Annotated in this window: 14 protein-coding genes; 6 read left to right on the forward strand and 8 right to left on the reverse strand. The window is 73.6% G+C overall.

What is annotated here, in order from left to right; genetic code table 11:
* Positions 1-13: 13 nt before the first annotated feature.
* The 3 genes from ACGFZS_RS46550 to recA form a co-directional block, all read right to left on the reverse strand.
* Positions 14-2542, reverse strand: a complete 2529-nt coding sequence (locus ACGFZS_RS46550) for an ABC transporter permease (protein ID WP_393800299.1) — start codon at positions 2540-2542, stop codon at positions 14-16.
* Positions 2543-2651: 109 nt separating this feature from the next.
* On the reverse strand, positions 2652-3581 hold the full coding sequence (gene recX / locus ACGFZS_RS46555; RefSeq protein WP_393800278.1) for a recombination regulator RecX: 930 nt from the start codon (positions 3579-3581) through the stop codon (positions 2652-2654).
* Between the two features lie 4 nt (positions 3582-3585).
* Positions 3586-4716 carry a recombinase RecA gene (recA, locus tag ACGFZS_RS46560; protein ID WP_393800279.1) on the reverse strand — a complete coding sequence of 377 codons (1131 nt, stop codon included), beginning with the start codon at positions 4714-4716 and terminating at the stop codon, positions 3586-3588.
* Positions 4717-5165: 449 nt separating this feature from the next.
* On the opposite strand from recA, the gene ACGFZS_RS46565 reads away from it, so the two are divergent.
* The 4 genes from ACGFZS_RS46565 (at position 5166) to ACGFZS_RS46580 (ending at position 8592) form a co-directional block, all read left to right on the forward strand.
* The gene (locus ACGFZS_RS46565) at positions 5166-5441 is read left to right on the forward strand and encodes a polyprenyl synthetase (protein ID WP_365686392.1); all 276 of its coding nucleotides are present in this window, start codon (positions 5166-5168) and stop codon (positions 5439-5441) included.
* Complete coding sequence (locus ACGFZS_RS46570; protein WP_393800280.1) at positions 5434-6486, forward strand: polyprenyl synthetase family protein; 1053 nt, start codon at positions 5434-5436, stop codon at positions 6484-6486. The genes ACGFZS_RS46565 and ACGFZS_RS46570 overlap by 8 nt, the downstream gene beginning before the upstream one ends.
* Positions 6487-6550: 64 nt before the next feature.
* Entirely contained in the window at positions 6551-7711 is a 1161-nt protein-coding gene (locus tag ACGFZS_RS46575) for an oxygenase MpaB family protein (protein WP_393800281.1), read from the forward strand.
* 89 nt (positions 7712-7800) lie between these two features.
* Complete coding sequence (locus ACGFZS_RS46580) at positions 7801-8592, forward strand: hypothetical protein (protein WP_393800282.1); 792 nt, start codon at positions 7801-7803, stop codon at positions 8590-8592.
* Between the two features lie 12 nt (positions 8593-8604).
* On the opposite strand, the gene ACGFZS_RS46585 is transcribed toward ACGFZS_RS46580, so the two are convergent.
* Together ACGFZS_RS46585 and ACGFZS_RS46590 are read right to left on the reverse strand one after the other, a co-directional pair.
* Entirely contained in the window at positions 8605-9858 is a 1254-nt protein-coding gene (locus ACGFZS_RS46585) for an AI-2E family transporter (protein WP_393800283.1), read from the reverse strand.
* Positions 9859-9918: 60 nt separating this feature from the next.
* Positions 9919-10113, reverse strand: coding sequence for a DUF3046 domain-containing protein (locus tag ACGFZS_RS46590; protein WP_393800284.1), 195 nt, complete (start codon positions 10111-10113; stop codon positions 9919-9921).
* Between the two features lie 80 nt (positions 10114-10193).
* Here ACGFZS_RS46590 and ACGFZS_RS46595 point away from each other — a divergent pair, with 80 nt between their 5' ends.
* A complete protein-coding gene (locus ACGFZS_RS46595) occupies positions 10194-11138 on the forward strand; it encodes a hypothetical protein (protein WP_393800285.1) in 945 nt (314 codons plus the stop codon).
* Between the two features lie 8 nt (positions 11139-11146).
* On the opposite strand, the gene ACGFZS_RS46600 is transcribed toward ACGFZS_RS46595, so the two are convergent.
* From ACGFZS_RS46600 to ACGFZS_RS46610, 3 genes are read right to left on the reverse strand one after another with little or no spacing between them, the layout of a single operon-like run.
* A complete protein-coding gene (locus ACGFZS_RS46600; protein WP_393667253.1) occupies positions 11147-11455 on the reverse strand; it encodes an AzlD domain-containing protein in 309 nt (102 codons plus the stop codon).
* Entirely contained in the window at positions 11452-12333 is an 882-nt protein-coding gene (locus ACGFZS_RS46605; RefSeq protein ID WP_393800286.1) for an AzlC family ABC transporter permease, read from the reverse strand. The genes ACGFZS_RS46600 and ACGFZS_RS46605 overlap by 4 nt, the downstream gene beginning before the upstream one ends.
* A gap of 10 nt (positions 12334-12343) precedes the next feature.
* Positions 12344-13195: an AraC family transcriptional regulator gene (locus tag ACGFZS_RS46610; protein WP_393800287.1), complete on the reverse strand. Its 852-nt coding sequence runs from the start codon at positions 13193-13195 to the stop codon at positions 12344-12346.
* 278 nt (positions 13196-13473) lie between these two features.
* Here ACGFZS_RS46610 and ACGFZS_RS46615 point away from each other — a divergent pair, with 278 nt between their 5' ends.
* Positions 13474-18456, forward strand: coding sequence for an ATP-dependent helicase (locus tag ACGFZS_RS46615; RefSeq protein ID WP_393800288.1), 4983 nt, complete (start codon positions 13474-13476; stop codon positions 18454-18456).
* The last annotated feature ends 25 nt before the right edge of the window (positions 18457-18481 follow it).

Genomic DNA, 18481 nt, shown 5'->3' on the forward strand with positions numbered 1-18481 from the left:
GTCCTTCAGCCCTTCAGTCCTTCGCCATCGCCACCGTGACGGCCGGCACCCGCAGCGCCACCCGCCCGGGAAGCGCCGCGGCCACCAGCGCGAGCAGCGCGGCGGTCGCGACGACGGTCACGTACAGCAAGGGCGTGACCGTCGGCGCGGCCCGGCCCGTCATGCCGACGCTGAACGCGGTCAGGACGGCGAGCGCGATGCCGCTGCCGAGGGCCGTGGCCAGCGTCAGCACCGAGAGCACCTCGGTGCGCAGCATCCGCAGCACCTGGCGGCGGGTGGCCCCGGCCAGCCTGAGCAGGGCGAACTCACGGACCCGCTCGGCGACCGACATCGCGAGCGTGTTGACGACCGCGATCGCGGTGAACGCCAGGACCAGCCCCATGGCCAGGTAGTTGACCTCGGCGTTGTCCTGCTGCCGGTCGGCCTGGAGGGAGTCGGCGGCGGCCGGCGAAAGAATCCGCAGCCCCGGGAACTCACGGAGCGTAGTCGCGAGTTGTGTCTGTGTACGGGCGGTGCTGACGAGGACGGAGGAGGCGAGCGGATTGTCCACGTGGTGTACGACGAGGTCGTGGGCGAAGGTGAGGTCGCCGAAGCCCAGACCCCGGGCGTAGACGGCGGCGACGGTGAGCGTGGCGGGCGTGCCGTCGCCGAGGGTGAGCCTCAGGGTGCTGCCCGGCCTCAAGTGGTGCTGATCGGCGGCGATTTCACTGACGGCGACGGTGCGGTCGGTGAGGCGGTCCAGGGAGCCGGCGGTGACCTCGGGGTCCCAGGTGCGGGCGAGGCCCTCGGGGGTGACGCCCTGGGCGGGGTACTTGTCGAGTCCGAGGCGGACGGTCGTGCGGACGACTTCGGTGACGGCGTCGTGGTCCGTGCGCAACCGCTGTGCCGCCGCGGCCGGTACGCCCGGCCCCTGGGCGGCGACGACCCAGTTGGCGGTGACTCCGGCGCGGGCCTGGGCGCGGGCGGCGTCGCCGAGGGTCGACTGGACGAACAGCACGGTGCAGGTCATGCCGATGAGCAGGGTGAGGGGGGTGACGACGGAGGCCATCCGGGCGGCGTTGCCGCGCAGGTTGGCGGTGGCGAGCCGGCCGCCGTGGCCGGTGAGCCGCAGCGGTCCGGCGAGCAGCAGCACGGCCGCCCTGACCAGTAGCGGGCCGAGCAGGGCGACGGAGGTGGAGAGGACCACGACGGCGAGGAAGGTGACGGGGGTCGACGCGGGCTCGGTACGCAGGGAGGTGAGCAGCACGACGAGCACGACCCCGCCGGCGAGCAGCAGCAGACCGGCGGCGATCCGTCCCCAGGCGACCCGGGCGGGCTCGACCCGCGATTCGGCCAGCGCCTCGGTCGGCCGGATCCGGGTGATGCGCCGGGAGGCGATCCGGGCGGCGGCCCAGGCACCGGCCAGGGTCGCGGCGAGCGCGGCGAACGGCGGGAAGACGCCGGTGGTGTGCTGAAGCGTGGCGGGCACCGCGCCCAGGGCGACGAACCTGCTCTGCAGCCAGGCACCGAGCGGCAGCCCGAGGAGCGCGCCCATCGTGCCGGCGACCGCGCCGACGATCAGCGCCTCTCGGCCGAGCAGCCGGCGGATCTGGCCGGGGGTGGCGGCGAGGGCACGCAGCAGGGCGAGTTCGCGGTGCCGCTGCTGGACGGTGAGCGCGAAGGTGCCGACGACCACCAGGATCGCCACGAGCAGCGAGGTCCCGCCCATGGCGGCGCCCATGCTGACCAGCCGGACCCGGGCGGCAGCGGCGTCCAGGAACTCGACGGGGCCGCGGGCGTCGCCGGTGGAGACCTGGGCGGTGGTGCCGCGCAGCGTCCGCGCCACGGCCTGCTTCAGCCGGTCCGGGTCGGTGCCGTGCTCGGGCAGCACACCGAACGCGGTGACCTGCCCGGGGTGCGCGGCCAGCCTGCGGGCCTCGGCGGCGGAGAAGAAGAGGGACGTCTGGTGGCTGACGCCGGTGGCCGGGGCGGCGATCCCGGTGATCCGGTAGGCGCGCGGGGCCCGCGTCGACTGCACGGTGAGCGTGTCACCGGGCGTCAGGTGGGCGCGGGCGGCGAGGTCGCGGTCGACGACCAGGTCGGTGGCGGCCCTCGGGGCGGCGCCGGAGACCAGCCGGTACGGGGTGAGCGGGGCGGACTCCCAGGCGTGCCCGTAGGCGGTACGGCCGCCGGTGCCGGCCGGGGTCGACGGCTGGGCGAGGAAGGTCAGTTCGGGCACGACCCGGGCGACTCCGGGGGTGCGGGCGAGTCTGCTCTCCAGCCCGGCCGGCAGCCAGGCGCGCTCGGCGATGGGTTTCGCCTTGTGCTTGACCTTGGTCTTGCCGTGCTTGTGCTTGACGGTGGTCCGGTGGACGTACTGGTCGGCGGAGACCACGACGGGGGCCGCCGCGTAGCGCTCGGTGCGGATCGTGCCGCGCAGGCCGGTGTCGAGGAGGGTGCCGCAGGCGGAGATCAGCGCGGCCGCGCACAGCAGGGCGACAAAGGCACCGAGGAACCCGGCCTTGCGGGCACGGACGGTCTTGAGGGCGTAGCGCAGCATCATGGCGTACACGGTCGTCCACCCGCCGATGTGCGGGCACTGTGGTGGTCCGGCGTCTTGGAAGGGGGTTATCCCCACCCTCGCCGTGACCGACCGCCCGGCCGACCGCCCGTCAGAAGTCGCCGCCGTCCAGGAATTCCGTGTCCTCGCCCTCTTCCTCCAGGGCCCGCCGGACGATCCTGAGCGCCATGCCCTCGGCGTATCCCTTGCGGGCGAGCATGCCGGCGAGGCGGCGGATGCGCCGGTCCCGGTCGAGGCCCCGGGTGGAGCGGAGCTTGCGGGCGACGAGTTCGCGCGCGGTCTCCTCCTCCTGCTCGGAGTCGAGCCGCCCGACGGCCTCGTCGATCAGCGAGGGGTCGACGCCCTTGGTCCGCAGTTCCCGGGCGAGGGCACGCCGGGCCAGCCCCCGGCCGTGGTGCCGGGACTCCACCCAGGCGTCCGCGAACGCGCTGTCGTTGATCAGCCCGACGTCCTCGAACCGCGACAGCACCTCCTCGGCGACCTCGTCCGGGATCTCCCGCTTGCGCAGGGCGTCCGCGAGCTGCTTCCGGGTGCGTGGCGTCCCGGTGAGCAGGCGCAGACAGATCGCCCGCGCCCGCTCAGCCGGGTCCGCCGGAGGCTCCCCCTGCTCGGCCCTCGACAAGGAGGAGGAACCCCCGTCCTCACCGGACGGCTCCCCGAAGCCACGCCGACGGCGCGTCCCGGACTTCCGCGGGCCACGGCCGGGTGATCCGTGTCCGCGGGGCCCGTCCGGGCCGTCGTGCGTGCCGTCTTCGTACACACCGCCGTACGAAGCGGGCAGACCGTCGTCCTCGTACGAGCCGTCACGCCCGTATGAGCTCTCGCTCCCCCGTGCGGCACCACCGCGGCGGCGCCTGCGCGCCCCCGGGTAGGCCTCGCCGTCCCGTCCGTACCCGTCGCCGCCCGTGCCGTGGGCCTCGCCGCCGTCCCCGGCGGAGCCCGGGTCGCCCCCGGCGCCCCTCCCCCGTGGGGCACCGGGGGTCGTGTACTCGTGGTCGGCCCAGTCGGTTCGTCGTGTCACGGCGTCAGCTCTTGGCGGTGGCGGCCTTGGGCTTGGTGACCTTGGCGACGGCCGGGGCCGGCACCGTCTTCGCCGCGTCGTCCGTGGCCGCGGCGGCGGTGGCCGCGTCCGCGCCCGGCTCGGCGGCGGGCTTCTCCGGGCGGACACCGACGCCCAGCTTCTCCTTGATCTTCTTCTCGATCTCGTTGGCCAGGTCGGGGTTGTCCTTGAGGAAGTTGCGCGCGTTCTCCTTGCCCTGGCCGAGCTGGTCGCCCTCGTACGTGTACCAGGCGCCGGCCTTGCGGACGAAGCCGTTCTCCACGCCCATGTCGATCAGGCCGCCCTCGCGGCTGATGCCCTGGCCGTAGAGGATGTCGAACTCGGCCTGCTTGAAGGGCGGTGCGACCTTGTTCTTGACGACCTTGACCCGGGTGCGGTTGCCGACCGCCTCCGTGCCGTCCTTCAGGGTCTCGATGCGGCGGATGTCGAGTCGCACCGAGGCGTAGAACTTCAGCGCGCGGCCACCGGTCGTGGTCTCCGGGGAGCCGAACATCACGCCGATCTTCTCGCGGAGCTGGTTGATGAAGATCGCGGTGGTCTTGGACTGGTTGAGCGCGCTGGTGATCTTCCGCAGCGCCTGGCTCATCAGACGGGCCTGGAGACCGACGTGGCTGTCGCCCATCTCGCCCTCGATCTCCGCGCGCGGGACGAGCGCGGCGACGGAGTCGATGACGATGAGGTCGAGGGCGCCGGAGCGGACCAGCATGTCCACGATCTCCAGGGCCTGCTCGCCGTTGTCCGGCTGGGAGAGGATCAGGTTGTCGATGTCGACGCCGAGCTTCTGCGCGTACTCGGGGTCGAGGGCGTGCTCCGCGTCCACGAACGCGACCTGGCCGCCCGCCTTCTGCGCGTTGGCCACGGCGTGCAGGGTCAGGGTCGTCTTACCGGAGGACTCCGGTCCGTAGATCTCCACGACGCGGCCGCGCGGCAGGCCACCGACACCGAGGGCGACGTCGAGCGCGGTCGACCCGGTCGAGATGACCTCGATGGGCTCCTTCGTCCGGTCGCCCATGCGCATGACCGCGCCCTTGCCGAATTGCCGTTCAATCTGTGCGAGCGCGGCGTCGAGCGCCTTCTCGCGGTCGGTTCCTGCCATGGGTTCCACCCGGTTTGCTTGAGTCGATCGCTTCACGTCAAAGACGCTAACGCCTGCCACTGACAATGCGCCCCGACGCCGGTCCGGCCTGTGGATAACTCGGGGATGTAACGGACGAAACCGTTCCCAACTACCGCTGGAATCCCCGTCGTGAGTACCGCCGGAGCCTCCATAAGAATGGATGTTCGATTTTCGTGTCAAGCGCACCACGCGGTACTCCCGTACTTCCCCGCACCGCGCACACCCGCCGCGCACTCCCCGGCGCACGGGTCGGGAGCGGGCGTTCACGGCGCACGGCACGGCAGCGTGCTCGCCACGTGCCCCGCGGTGTCCGAAACGGCGTTCACCCGATCGTGAGTTTCCGCGTGCCCGCGGCCTCCGTGCCGTGATGCTCGAAGAGGCGGCCGGTGAGCGGCGCCGCCGCCGGGTGCCGTGGGTGGGGAGAACGCATGACACGTGGGACGGGACGACGCGGCCTGGACGAGCAGGCCCTGCTGCTGGCGGCGGGGCTCGCCGACCTGGCGGTGAGCACGGTGGGCACCGCCTTCGGAACGTTGCGCGGGTTGCTGCGCCGCTCGGACACCGCCGCGCTGGCGGCGGAGGCCGAGCACGACCTCACCGCGCGGGGGCGCCTGGTCCTGGACCGGTACGCGAGCGTCCCCCCGGCCCATCTGGAGATCCTCGCCCGGCACGCCCTCGCCCGGCGGACCTCAGCCGATGACTGACCGGTGGGATCCGGCCGGCTTCAAGAACCGTGTCGACGAGGTACTGCGCCGGTTCGTCGCCGAGGAGGCCGACCGGTTCGCGGCGGTCGACCCGCTGCTGGGCCCGGTGGCCGAGCAGCTGGAGGCGGCGGTCGCGGACGGCAAACGGCTGCGGGCGGCGTTCTGCTACTGGGGCTGGCGTGCCGTGGGCCAGCCGGACAGCGACGCGCTGGTACGGGCGGCGGCCTCCATGGAACTCGTGCACGCCGCCGCCGTCGTACACGACGACCTCATCGACGACAGCCCACTGCGGCACGGCCGCCCCACCACACACATCGCCCTGCGCACCGCCGTACGCGGCCGCGCGGGCGCCGACGACACCGCGCGGGCGCTGGCGATGCTCGTGGGCGATCTGCTGATGTCGCTGGCCGGGCAGCTGTTCGCGGCCTGCGGGCTGCCCGCCGCCTACCTCGCCCGGGCCCGCCCCCTGTGGTCGGTGCTGGCCCGGGAGCTGATCGCGGGCGAGTGCCTGGAGATCCTGCGCACCGGGGCCGGTCCGGACACCACGGCCTCGCTGAAGGTGATCCGCTACAAGACCGCCAAGTACACCGTCGAGCAGCCCCTGTTGATCGGCGGCGCCCTGGCCGGGGCCGGCGACCGGCTGCGGGAGGGGTACTCCGCGTACGGGCTGCCGCTGGGCGAGGCGTTCCAGCTCCGCGACGACCTGCTGGGCCTGTTCGGGGCCCCGGAGCACACCGGCAAGGCCAACGCCGACGACGTGCGCGGCCACCGGCCCACCGCCCTGCTCGCGGAGACCTGGCGGCTCGCCCGTGACGACGACCGGGAGCGGCTGGGCGCGCTGCTCGGCAGCCGTGACCTGGACGCGGACGGCCTGGACGTGGTCCGCGAGGTGATGTGCCGGCTCGGGGCGCCCGACCGGATCGAGGCCATGATCGGCGCACGGGTGGCGACGGCGCTCGACGCCCTGCACGACCTGGACGTGCCGCCCCCGGCCGCCGGCGCCCTGACCGCACTGGCCCACTCGGCCACGGTCCGCCGGTCCTGACGCCGCTGCCCCTTCTCCCGCCCGCGTTCTCCCGCCCACGAAGACGAAGACAAGGAGCCCTGCCGTGATCCACACCGAGGCCTCGATGGACGCCCTGCGGGACGCCGGTGACGAACTCGCCGACGCCACGGTCGCCACCCTCTTCGAGCGCGGGGAGGTGGGCACGTTCAACACCCTGATGCGGTACGTCTCCACCGCCGGCGCGCCGCTGCCGGACGGGCTGCCCGACGTCGCGCGGGAGTACCTGGAGGCCACCCGGGTCCCGCCGTCCTGGGTCGACTGGGGCGAGATGGAGAAGGCCCGGCTGTTCTTCATCGACAACAACGTGCACATCTCGACCGCGCTCTCCTTCGCCTCCATGCCGGCCTGTTACGTCGTCCCGCGCGTGGCGAAGCTGCTGTCGGCCACCCACGGGCTGAAGTACCCCTCCAAGCGGATGGCGGAGACCGGCCAGTTCACCGTCTACCTGATGCGGCCCGACGCCTTCGAGGCCGGGAGCCGCTTCGTCCCGGCCGCCCAGAAGGTGCGGCTACTGCACGCCTCGATCCGGCATCACCTCAGGCGTGAGAACCGCTGGGACACCGAGGCGCTCGGCACGCCGATCTGCCAGGAGGACATGATCGGCGGGCAGATGTTCTTCTCCATGCTGGTCCTCGACAGCCTGCACCGGCTGGGCATCCACCTGTCCACGGAGGGCGCGGAGGCGTACTACTACGCGTGGCGGGTGGTGGGCGCCATGCTCGGCGTCGACCAGGAGGCCGTCCCGAAGACCCTCGACGAGGCGCGCGCCTTCCTCGATCTGTACATGGTCCGGTACATGGGCCCCTCCGAGGAGGGCGCGGTCCTGACCCGGCAGCTCATCGACCTCTACGAGGAGGTCGTCCCCGGCACCTTCTTCGACCCGATCGTCTCAGCGCTCATCCGCCACCTGGTCGGCGGCACCTGCGCGGACTGGCTGGAGGTGCCGCGCACCCCGTGGGACACCGTCGTCAAGGCCGTACCGCACCTCCTCGGCGTCCTGGAGACCATCGAGGACCGCTCCCCGCTGGGTGCCTGGGCCCTGGACCGCCTCGGCCACCTCACCACCGTCCTCGAACTGTCCTCCCTCACCCGCGGCCGTGTCATGCACTACGCCATCCCCGAACACCTCAAGAAGGACTACGGCGTCCCGGACACGGTGCCGCGCACCCGGCGCTGGACCCCGCCGGCCGCCACGGTCTCCTGATCGCCCCCGCTCCCGTACTCCTCAAGGCGTACGGCGGCTGTCTTCGGCCGGACGACGACCGCGCGGCCGGCTCCCGGGAGGCTGGGCGCATGCCCTCGCCCGTGCGGACACCGACCCGCAAACCACCGTCGAACGCCCTGCCCGGGGTCCGCCCCGCCGAGCGTCTCTGTCACGCGACCGGTGCGCTCCTCGTCCTCTCCGGCCTGGCGCACCTGGTGGTGTTCGCGGTGGACGGCGGCCCCTGGTACGGGCCGGTCTCCTGGCGCAAGCCGGTCACGTTCGGGCTCTCTTTCGGGCTGACCCTGATCGCGGTCACCTGGGTCACCTCGTATCTGAGGATCGGGGAGCGGCTGCGCACCGTGCTGCTCCTCGTGTTCGCCGCCGACTGCGTGGTGGAGGTCGGCGGGATCACCCTGCAGGCATGGCGGCGGGTGCCCTCGCATCTCGACATGGAGACACCGTTCGACACGGCGGTGTCGATGACGCTCGCGGTGGGCGGCGGGGTACTGGTGGTGCTGCTCACCGTCTTCGCCGTCGCGTCCTTCCGGCGGCGGCCGGCCGGTCCCGTCGGCATGGCGCTCGCGGTGCGGTCCGGGTTCGCGATCCTGCTGGTGGCGCTGGTCTCGGGGGCCGCGATGATCGCGCGCGGGGTCGTGCTCGTCCGGACCGGGCACCAGGAGGCGGCCTACGGCTCGACGGCCCCGCTCAAGCCGCTGCACGGGGTCAGCCTGCACGCGGTGCTGGTCCTGCCGGCGCTCGCCCGGCTGTTGTCCCGCACCCCATGGAGCGAACAGGTCCGGTGGCGGATCGTGGCCACGGCGGTGGGCTGCTACACGGCCGCCGTCGGCGCGGCCGGGGTATGGGCGGTGCTCACCTACTGATCGCGGCGGCCGTCAGACCGAGCTCTCCTCGGGTTCCTCGACCGGCCGCTGCCATATCAGCCGCCGCACGCGCGTACGCAGCCCGGGGCCGCCCGCGCCACGACGACGGTGCCCGTGCACCCGGGGGTCGTCCGTGACGTCGTACCGCTTCACATAGGCACCCAGGAACGCCTGGAGCGTGGCGACCGCCGGGATGGCGATCAGCGCGCCGACGGCGCCGAGGAGCGCGGTGCCCGCGATCACCGAGCCGAAGGCGACCGCCGGGTGGATGTCGACGGACTTGGAGGTCAGCTTGGGCTGGAGCATGTAGTTCTCGAACTGCTGGTAGATCACGACGAACACCAGCACCCACACCGCGTACAGCGGGTTGACGGTGAACGCGATCAGCATCGGCAGGGCGCCCGCGAGATAGGTGCCGATGGTGGGGATGAACTGCGAGACCAGGCCCACCCAGACGCCCAGCACGGGCGCGTACGGCACGCCCAGGGCCTCCAGCAGGATGTAGTGGGCGATGCCGGAGATCAGCGCCATCACACCGCGCGAGTACAGATAGCCGCCGGTCTTGTCGACGGCGATCTCCCAGGCGCGCAGCACCTCGGCCTGACGGGCGGGCGGCAGCACGGAGCACAGGGTGCGGCGCAGCCGGGGGCCGTCGGCGGCGAAGTAGAAGGCGAACAGCGTGATCGTCAGCAGCTGGAACAGGCCGCCGAGCACCTGCCCGGAGACGTCGAGCACCCCGGCCGCGCTGTTCTGCGCGTACTTGCGCAGCCAGTCGGAGTGCAGCAGTCCCTCCTGGACGTCGACCCGCCTCACTTGGCTGTGGAAGGTCTCGTTGACCCAGTTGATGACCGAGTCAAGGTAGTCCGGGAAGTCCTCGACGATCTTGTTGATCTGTCCGGCCAGCATCGAGCCGAGCAGGGTGACGAAGCCCGCGACGGCGATCGCCAGGCCGAGGAAGACCAGGAAGGTCGCGAACCCGCGGCGCATGCCGCGGGAGGCCATCCAGCTCACCGCGGGCTCGATGGCCAGCGCCAGGAAGAACGCGATGAGGATGTTGATCAGCAGGCCGGTGAGCTGGTGGAAGGCCCAGTTGCCCAGCTGGAACGCGGCGACGAGGGCGAGCGCCAGCACCATGGCGCGCGGCAGCCAGCGCGGCATGCGGGCACTCCCCGGCGCGGCGCCGGCGGCCGGGGGTGCGGCGGGCGGCGTCGTGTCGATCGGGGAGGTGTCCTGGGCGGTGCGCCCGTCGTCGTCAGTGGGTGCCACGGTGCAAGTCTCGCCCACGCCACTGACAACGCGTGGCCCGTATCCGATCTCCGTGCACGGTCAGCGCCTCTCTCCCGGAACGTTCATGACCGCGCAGACCACGCGCCACACGTCCTTGGCCTCCCAGCCCGAGTCCAGCGCCTCGTGCACCGTCAGCCCGCCGAGCTCCGTCATCACATGATCGCGCGCGAAGGTGTCGGCGTACCCGGAACCGAAGTGTTCCGCCATCCGCTGCCAGAAGACCGTCAACCGCATGACACCAGTATCCCGCCCCTGAGAGTGGGCCCTGCCCGGGAGCGCTTGCCGAGACCGCTTTCCGCCCTACGGTCTTTCGCATGGCCGAAACCGGAGCTTCCCCACTCCCCCCTGCGCCCCCGGCGCACTCCCCGCTGTTCCGCGCCGAGCAGTTCATGTGGCTCACCGCACGCGTGCTGGAGCAGCGGCTCTTCTCGTACCACTTCCTGAACGGCGGCCCCGATCCGGTGGAGACGGCACTGGACGCCTACCGCAACGAGGACGGCGGATACGGTCACGCGCTGGAGCCCGATCTGCGCGGTCCGGTGAGCCAGCCGCTGTCCACCGGGCACGCGCTGCGCGTCCTGGACGCCATCGGGCGCTGCGGCGGCCAGCGGGCGGAGCGCGTGTGCCGCTACCTCACGGCCGTCTCCACGGCGGACGGGGCCCTGCCGGCGATCCATCCGAGTCAGCGCGGCTATCCGGCCGCCCCGTTCATCCCGATCGTCGACGACCCGCCCAGCGAACTCCTGGCCACCGGTCCTGTGGTGGGTCTGCTGCACCGCAACGAGGTGTGGCACGCCTGGCTGTTCCGGGCCACCGACTTCTGCTGGGAGGCGGTGGATGCGCTGGAGAAGTCGCACCCCTACGAGGTCGAGGCCGCGGTCGCCTTCCTGGACACCGCACCCGACCGGCCGCGCGCGGAGGCGGCCGCCGACCGGCTGGGCCGCCTGGTGCGCGAGCACCGGCTGGCCGCGCTGGACCCGGCGCGGCTGGGCGCGTACCCGGTCGCGCCCGGCTACGCGCCCGGTGAACACCACTTCCCGCACGACTTCGCGAGGACCCCGAACTCGCTCGCGCGCGCGTGGTTCACCGACGAGGAGATGGACCGCTCGCTGGAGTTCCTCGCCGCGGAGCAGGCGGCGGACGGCGGCTGGCCCGTCCGCTGGCGGCAGTGGGCGCCGGCCGCCGTCCTGGAGGCCCGCCCCATGGTGACCATCGACGCCCTGCGCACCCTCAAGGCGTACGGCCGCTTCGTGGGGTGACGGATCTCTCAGCCGGTGAGGGCGCGCAGTCCCGCCGTGACCACCACGGCGACACCGACGACGACCAGGAAGGGCGCGCGCAGCACCAGCGCCACGGCGGCCGCCCCGAGCCCCGCGGCCCTGGCGTCCAGCACGAGCGCGTGCCCGTCGGCGAACGTCTGCTGAGCCGTGAGGGCGGCGAGCAGGGCCACCGGCAGCAGGGCGGCCAGCCGCCGCACCACCGGCCGCTCCAGGACGCCCGCGGGCACCAGCAGCCCGACGAGCTTGACCACGTAGCAGCCGAGGGCGGTCGCGCCGACCGCGATCCAGACGTTCATCGGGTCTCCTCGGGTGCGCCGTCGGGAACCTGGCCGGACGCTTGACCGGATGCGGGGTGGGGTGCCTGACCGGATACGCGACCGGATACGTCGTGGGGTGCCTGACCGGATGCCTCGCTGGATGCGTCGCCGGGCGCGTCGTCGAGCGCGCAGTCGTGGCTGGGGTCCGACCGGCGGCCGGAGACGAAGAGTGCGGCCGGCGCCGCCAGCGCGGCCACCAGGACCGGTACGCCCGCGGGCAGCACGGGCAGCAGCCCGAGGCCCAGGAGCACCGCGAGGGCGGCGACCGCGCGCTCCGTCGTGCCTCGCAGCATGGGGGCGAGCAGCGCCAGGAAGACGGCGGGGCCGGCCGCGTCCAGGCCCCAGGCGTCGGTGTCCCCGACGGCCTTGGCGCCGAGCGCGCCCAGCAGGGTGGTGAGGTTCCACAGCACGTACAGGCTGAGCCCGGTGACCGTGAAGCCGATCCGCGCAGCGCGCCGCGTCGGCTGGGCCAGGGTCACCGCGGTGGTCTCGTCGATCACCCACTGGGCGGCGAACGGCCGCACCGCGCGCGGGAGGGCGAGGACCTGCGACAGCCGCAGCCCGTAGAACGCGTTGCGCACCCCGAGGAAGAAGGCACCGGCCGCCGCGGTGAGCGGGCTGCCCCCGGCCGCGAGCGCGCCCACCAGGGCGAACTGGGAGGCTCCGGTGAACACCAGGAGGCTGAGCGCGCAGGTCTGGAGCAGGCCGAGCCCGCTGCCGGCCGAGGTCACCCCGAAGGCGAACCCGGAGAGTCCCACGGCGACCCCGACTCCGAGGGCGTCCCTGACGACGGCGGAGTCCGGCTTCGGCTCCCCTTCGCCACGTATGTCTGCGAGTGCTGCTGTCTGCTGTGCCACGCCCAGCACGCTACGGACGGGCGTCCCGCGCGTCTTGTACGTTCTTGCGCTCACGCTGGTAGGCCCCCGGCGGGACGCCGACGATCCGCGCGAAGTGCCGGTTGAGGTGCGGCTGGTCGGTGAAGCCGACGGCGACGGCCGCCTCGGCGGGTGCCGTGCCGGCGTCCAGCAGCAGCCGGGCGCGGCGCACCCGCGCGTCGGTCAGCCAGGTGTGCGGCGGCATGCCGTAGGCGTCCCGGAACGCCCGCAGCAGCGCGAACGGGCTGGTGCCGAGGTCGCGGGCGAGCCGTTCCAGGGTCGGCGGCTCGGCCATCCGCTCCTCCAGCACGGCACGCGCGCGTGCGGCGAGCCTGGCGCCGGCGGTGCGGACCTGCCGCTGCGGCAGCGGGCCGCCGTTCAGCCGGAGCAGCCGGGTCACCGCGACCCGCAGCAGGGTGTCGGCGGCGAGCGCGTTGCCCTCGTCGGCGGCGCGCAGCACCCGGTGCACGAGGGCGACGCTGTACGGGTCGTCGAGCACGGGGCTGACGAAGCCGGGGGTGCCCCGGATCGCGGTGGTCTCGGCGGCGATCCCCGCGACGAGGTCCGGCGCCGGGTAGACCGCCCCGTACCGCCAGCCCTCGGGCACCCCGGCCCGCCCGGTGTGCGGGGTGTCCGGGTTGACCAGCGCGAGCGCCCCCGCTCCCGCGGACACGTCGGAGCCCCGGTGGTGGAAGACCTCGACACCGTCCGCGATGGCGGCGATCACGAAGTGCTCATGGGTGTGCCGAACGAACGTCTTACGCACATACCGGGCACGCAACAGATCAACACCGGGCAACGCCTCATACCGCCAGTGCCGCGCCTGCTCGTCCGCTCCCGCCATACACCCATTGTCGACCGCACACCCCCGCGACCGCCCCCAACCACATCCCCCGCTCCTACCCGGCCTCCCTGAGCCCCCCCGCCCCCGCCCAGCCGCTTCTCCCCCACCCCCTTCTTCGCGCAGCCGCCGACGGCGTGTCCGCCCCACGGGGGCCACCCGCGCCCGACGACGAGACCGTCACGGGTGGTGCCGGTGGGAACACACAGCCCCGAAGGCGAAGCCGAGGACATCTCCGCAGGTCAGCCCCACTTGTCAGTGGCCGGGTGCAGGATGGACCCATGGCGAAATCCGCTCACCGAGCCCTCGACGGCTTCTCCCCCGCGACCCGCGGCTGGTTCACGGGGGCGTTTTCCGCGCCCACCGCGGCCCAGGCGGGCGCGTGGCAGGCCATCGGCGCGGGCTCGGACGTGCTGGTGGTCGCCCCGACCGGCTCCGGCAAGACGCTGGCCGCCTTCCTCGCCGCCCTGGACCAGCTGACCGCCACCCCGCCCCCGGCCGACCCGAGGAAGCGCTGCCGGGTGCTGTACGTGTCGCCGCTGAAAGCCCTCGCGGTCGACGTCGAGCGGAACCTGCGGAGCCCGCTGACCGGCATCCGCCAGGAGTCCGTCCGGCTCGGCCTGCCCGAGCCGGAGGTCAGGGTGGGTATCCGCTCCGGCGACACCCCGCCCGCCGAGCGCCGCGCCCTGTCCACCCGGCCGCCGGACATCCTGATCACCACCCCCGAGTCCCTGTTCCTGATGCTGACGTCGGCCACACGCGACGCGCTGACCGGCATCGAGACGGTGATCCTGGACGAGGTGCACGCGGTCGCCGGCACCAAGCGCGGCGCGCATCTCGCGCTCTCCCTGGAGCGGCTGGACGAACTGCTGCCGAAACCGGCCCGCCGTATCGGCCTCTCGGCGACGGTCCGCCCGGTCGACGAGGTGGCCCGTTATCTCTCGCCGCACCGCAAGGTGGAGATCGTCCAGCCCAGGTCCGGCAAGGAGTTCGACCTCTCCGTGGTCGTCCCGGTGCAGGACATGGGAGAGCTGGGCGGGTCCCCTGCCACCGACGGCGGCGAGGGCGCGGAGAAGCCGTCGATCTGGCCGCATGTGGAGGAGCGGATCGCCGACCTGGTCCAGGCGCACCGCTCCACGATCGTGTTCGCCAACTCGCGCCGGCTGGCGGAGCGGCTGTGCAACCGGCTCAACGAGATCGCCTACGAGCGCCTGACCGGCGAGCCCCTGGACGAACACCACTCGCCCGCCGAAATGATGGGCGGTTCGGGCGCGGCCCAGGGCGCCCCGCCGGTCATCGCCCGCGCGCACCACGGCTCGGTCTCCAAGGAGCAGCGTGCCCTGGTCGAGGAGGACCTGAAGGCCGGCCGGCTGCCCGCCGTGGTGGCCACCTCCAGCCTCGAACTGGGCATCGACATGGGCGCGGTGGACCTGGTCGTCCAGGTCGAGTCCCCGCCCTCGGTCGCCTCCGGCCTGCAGCGCGTCGGCCGCGCGGGACACCAGGTCGGCGCGGTCTCCACCGGCGTGGTCTTCCCCAAGTACCGCGGCGACCTGGTGCAGGCGGCCGTGGTCACCGAGCGGATGCGCACCGGCTCCATCGAGTCCCTGAGGGTCCCGGCCAACCCTCTCGACGTCCTCGCCCAGCAGCTGGTCGCGATGGTCTCGCTGGACACCTGGCAGGTCGACGACCTGCTCGCCATGGTCCGCCGCGCGGCCCCCTTCGCCGCGCTCCCGGAGTCGGCGTTCACGGCGGTCCTCGACATGCTCGCGGGCCGCTATCCGTCGGACGCGTTCGCGGAGCTGCGCCCGCGCGTGGTCTGGGACCGGGTCGCCGGGACCGTCACCGGCCGCCCGGGCGCCCAGCGCCTCGCCGTCACCTCCGGCGGCACCATCCCGGACCGCGGCCTCTTCGGCGTCTTCCTCGCCGGCGCCGACCCCAAGAAGGGCGGCGGCCGGGTCGGCGAGCTGGACGAGGAGATGGTGTACGAGTCCCGGGTGGGCGACGTCTTCACCCTGGGCACCAGTTCCTGGCGCATCGAGGACATCACCCGGGACCGCGTCCTGGTCTCCCCCGCCCCCGGCGTGCCCGGCCGCCTGCCCTTCTGGAAGGGCGACCAGCTGGGCCGTCCGCTCGAACTGGGCCGCGCGGTCGGTGCGTTCCTGCGCGAGGTCGGCGCGCTCCCCAAGGACGACGCCCGCCTGCGCCTGCTGGCGGCGGGCCTGGACGCGTGGGCGGCGGACAACGTGCTGTCGTACCTCGACGAACAGCGCGAGGCCTGCGGCCACATTCCCGACGACCGGACGATCGTCGTGGAGCGCTTCCGGGACGAGCTGGGCGACTGGCGGGTCGTCGTCCACTCCCCCTTCGGCGCCCAGGTCCACGCCCCCTGGGCGCTCGCCCTCGGTGCCCGGCTGTCCGAGCGGTACGGCATGGACGCCCAGGTCATGCACGCCGACGACGGCATCGTGCTGCGGCTGCCGGACGCCGACCTGATGGGCCTCGACCTGCTCGACCAGGCCCCGCTGAAGGCCGGCACGGAGTACGACGCCGAGCAGGCCCCCGTGGGCGCGGCCGACGTCGCCTTCGACAAGGGCGAGGTCGACCGGATCGTCACCGACCAGGTCGGCGGCTCGGCCCTGTTCGCCTCCCGCTTCCGGGAGTGCGCCGCTCGCGCGCTGCTGCTGCCGCGCCGCAACCCCGGCAAGCGCACCCCGCTGTGGCAGCAGCGCCAGCGCGCCGCGCAACTGCTCCAGGTGGCGAGCGAGTTCGGGTCCTTCCCGATCGTCCTGGAGGCCGTCCGCGAGTGCCTCCAGGACGTCTTCGACGTCCCGGGCCTGGTCGAGCTGATGGGCGACCTGGAGTCCCGCAAGGTCCGCCTGGTCGAGGTCACCACCCCGGAGCCGTCGCCCTTCGCCCGCTCCCTCCTCTTCGGTTACGTCGCCCAGTTCCTTTACGAGGGCGACTCCCCGCTCGCCGAGCGCCGCGCGGCCGCGCTCTCCCTGGACTCCCGGCTGCTGGCCGAGCTGCTGGGCCAGGCGGAGCTGCGCGAACTGCTCGACGCGGACGTCCTGACCGAGCTGGAGCGCGAACTCCAGTGGCTCAGCGAGGACCGGCGGATCAAGGACCCCGAGGGTGTCGCCGACGTGCTGCGGCTGCTCGGCCCGCTCACGGACGCCGAGCTGGTGGAGCGGGGCGCCGAGCCCCAGTGGGCCCAGGAGCTGGCGAGCGCCCGCCGGGCCATCAAGGTCCGGATCGCCGGCACCGACCACTGGGCGGCGATCGAGGACGCGGGCCGGCTGCGCGACGCCCTCGGCACCGCCCTGCCGGTAGGCGTCCCCGAGGCCTTCACCGAGCCCGTGAAGGATCCGCTCGGCGACCTCCTCGCCCGGTACGCGCGCACCCACGGCCCGTTCACGTCGGCCACCGCGGCCGCCCGCTTCGGCCTCGGGGCGGCGGTGACCGAGGGCGCCCTGCAACGGCTCGCCGCGGGCGGCCGGGTCGTACAGGGCGAGTTCCATCCGGCGGGCATCGGCCAGGAGTGGTGCGACGCGGCGGTCCTGCGCAGGCTGCGCCGCCGCTCCCTGGCCGCGCTCCGGCACGAGCTGGAGCCGGTGGCACCGGCGGCGCTCGCCCAGTTCCTGCCGCAGTGGCAGCACATCGGCAAGGGGCACGGGCTGCGCGGTGTCGACGGACTGGTGCGCGCCGTGGAGCAGTTGCAGGGCGCGTCGGTCCCGGCCTCGGCCCTGGAGAAGCTGGTCCTGCCGTCCCGCGTGGCGGGCTACACGCCCTCGATGCTCGACGAACTGACCGCCGCCGGAGAGGTCGTGTGGGCGGGCGCGGGTGCCCTGCCGGGCAAGGACGGCTGGGTCTCCCTGTACTTGGCGGACGCGGCGCCCGTGCTCCTGCCGCCCCCGCACCCCCTGGAACCGACCGCACTGCACCAGTCGGTCCTGGACGCCCTCTCCGGCGGCTACGGCCTGTTCTTCCGCCAGATCGCCGACCAGGTCCGTGCCACCACCCACCCCGACGCCACCGACCCCCAACTGGCCGACGCCCTCTGGGACCTGGCCTGGTCCGGCCGCCTCACCAACGACACCCTGGCCCCGATGCGCTCCCTGCTGGGCTCGGGCCGCACCGCGGGCTCCACGGCCCACCGCGCCAAGCGGACCGTCCCGCGCGGCCGCTACGGCTCCCTGACGGCCGCCGCCCGCACCGCCTCCCGGACCGGCCCGCCGACCGTCGCCGGACGCTGGTCGCTGCTGCCGCAGCGCGAGCCGGACACCACCGTGCGCGCCCACGCCCTGGCCCGCACCCTCCTCGACCGGCACGGCGTGGTCACCCGGGGGGCGGTCGCCGCGGAGGGCGTCGAGGGCGGCTTCTCGGCGGTGTACCGCATCCTGTCGGCGTTCGAGGAGAGCGGCCAGGCCCGCCGGGGTTATGTCGTCGAGGGCCTCGGCGCGGCCCAGTTCGCGATGGACGGCGCGGTCGACCGGCTGCGCGCGGTGTCCAACGCCCGCGACCGCGGCGAGGCCCTGCCCGGCACCGGCTTCGGAAACAACCGTCCTACGGCTTCCACGGCATCCACGACTCCCACCCCCTTCGACACCGAGGCGCCCTTCACACCCCTCGGTCCCTTCGACGGCGCCGACTTCCCCGAACTCACCGAACTCTCCGACCTCGACGGCGACTTCACCTGGCCCCCCGAGCCCCGCACCGCCCCCGGCGACTACGTCTCCCCCAAGGACCTCGCCCCCGCCGACCCCTTCACGCCCCCTGGCTACGGCGGTCCCCGAGGCGGCGGCCCGAGAGGCGGCGGTCCCGCCAACCCGTACGCCTACGGCGACCACCGCACCCGCACCCCCGCCGCCCCCGACCCCAGAGCCGTGGTCCTCGCCGCCGCCGACCCCGCGAACGCCTACGGCGCCGCCCTGTCCTGGCCCGAGCCCCCGACCGACGCCGGGCACAAGCCGGGCCGCAAGGCGGGCTCGCTGGTCGTCCTGGTGGACGGCGAGCTGACCCTCTACATGGAACGCGGCGGCAAGACCCTGCTGGCCTGGCCCTCCGCCCCGGACACGGCCGCCACCGACGACCCCCGGCTCCGCACGGCCGCCGAGGCCCTCGCGGCCGCCGCCCGCGCGGGCACCCTCGGCACCGTGACGGTGGAGCGGGTCAACGGCGCCTCCGCCCTGACCTCCCCCCTGGGCGTCCTCCTGGAAGGAGCGGGCTTCATCGCGACCCCGCGCGGCCTGCGCCTGCGGGCGTGAACCACGGCGGGAACCGCACCGCTCA

The organism is Streptomyces sp. NPDC048288 (assembly GCF_043201555.1).
Classification (GTDB): domain Bacteria; phylum Actinomycetota; class Actinomycetes; order Streptomycetales; family Streptomycetaceae; genus Streptomyces.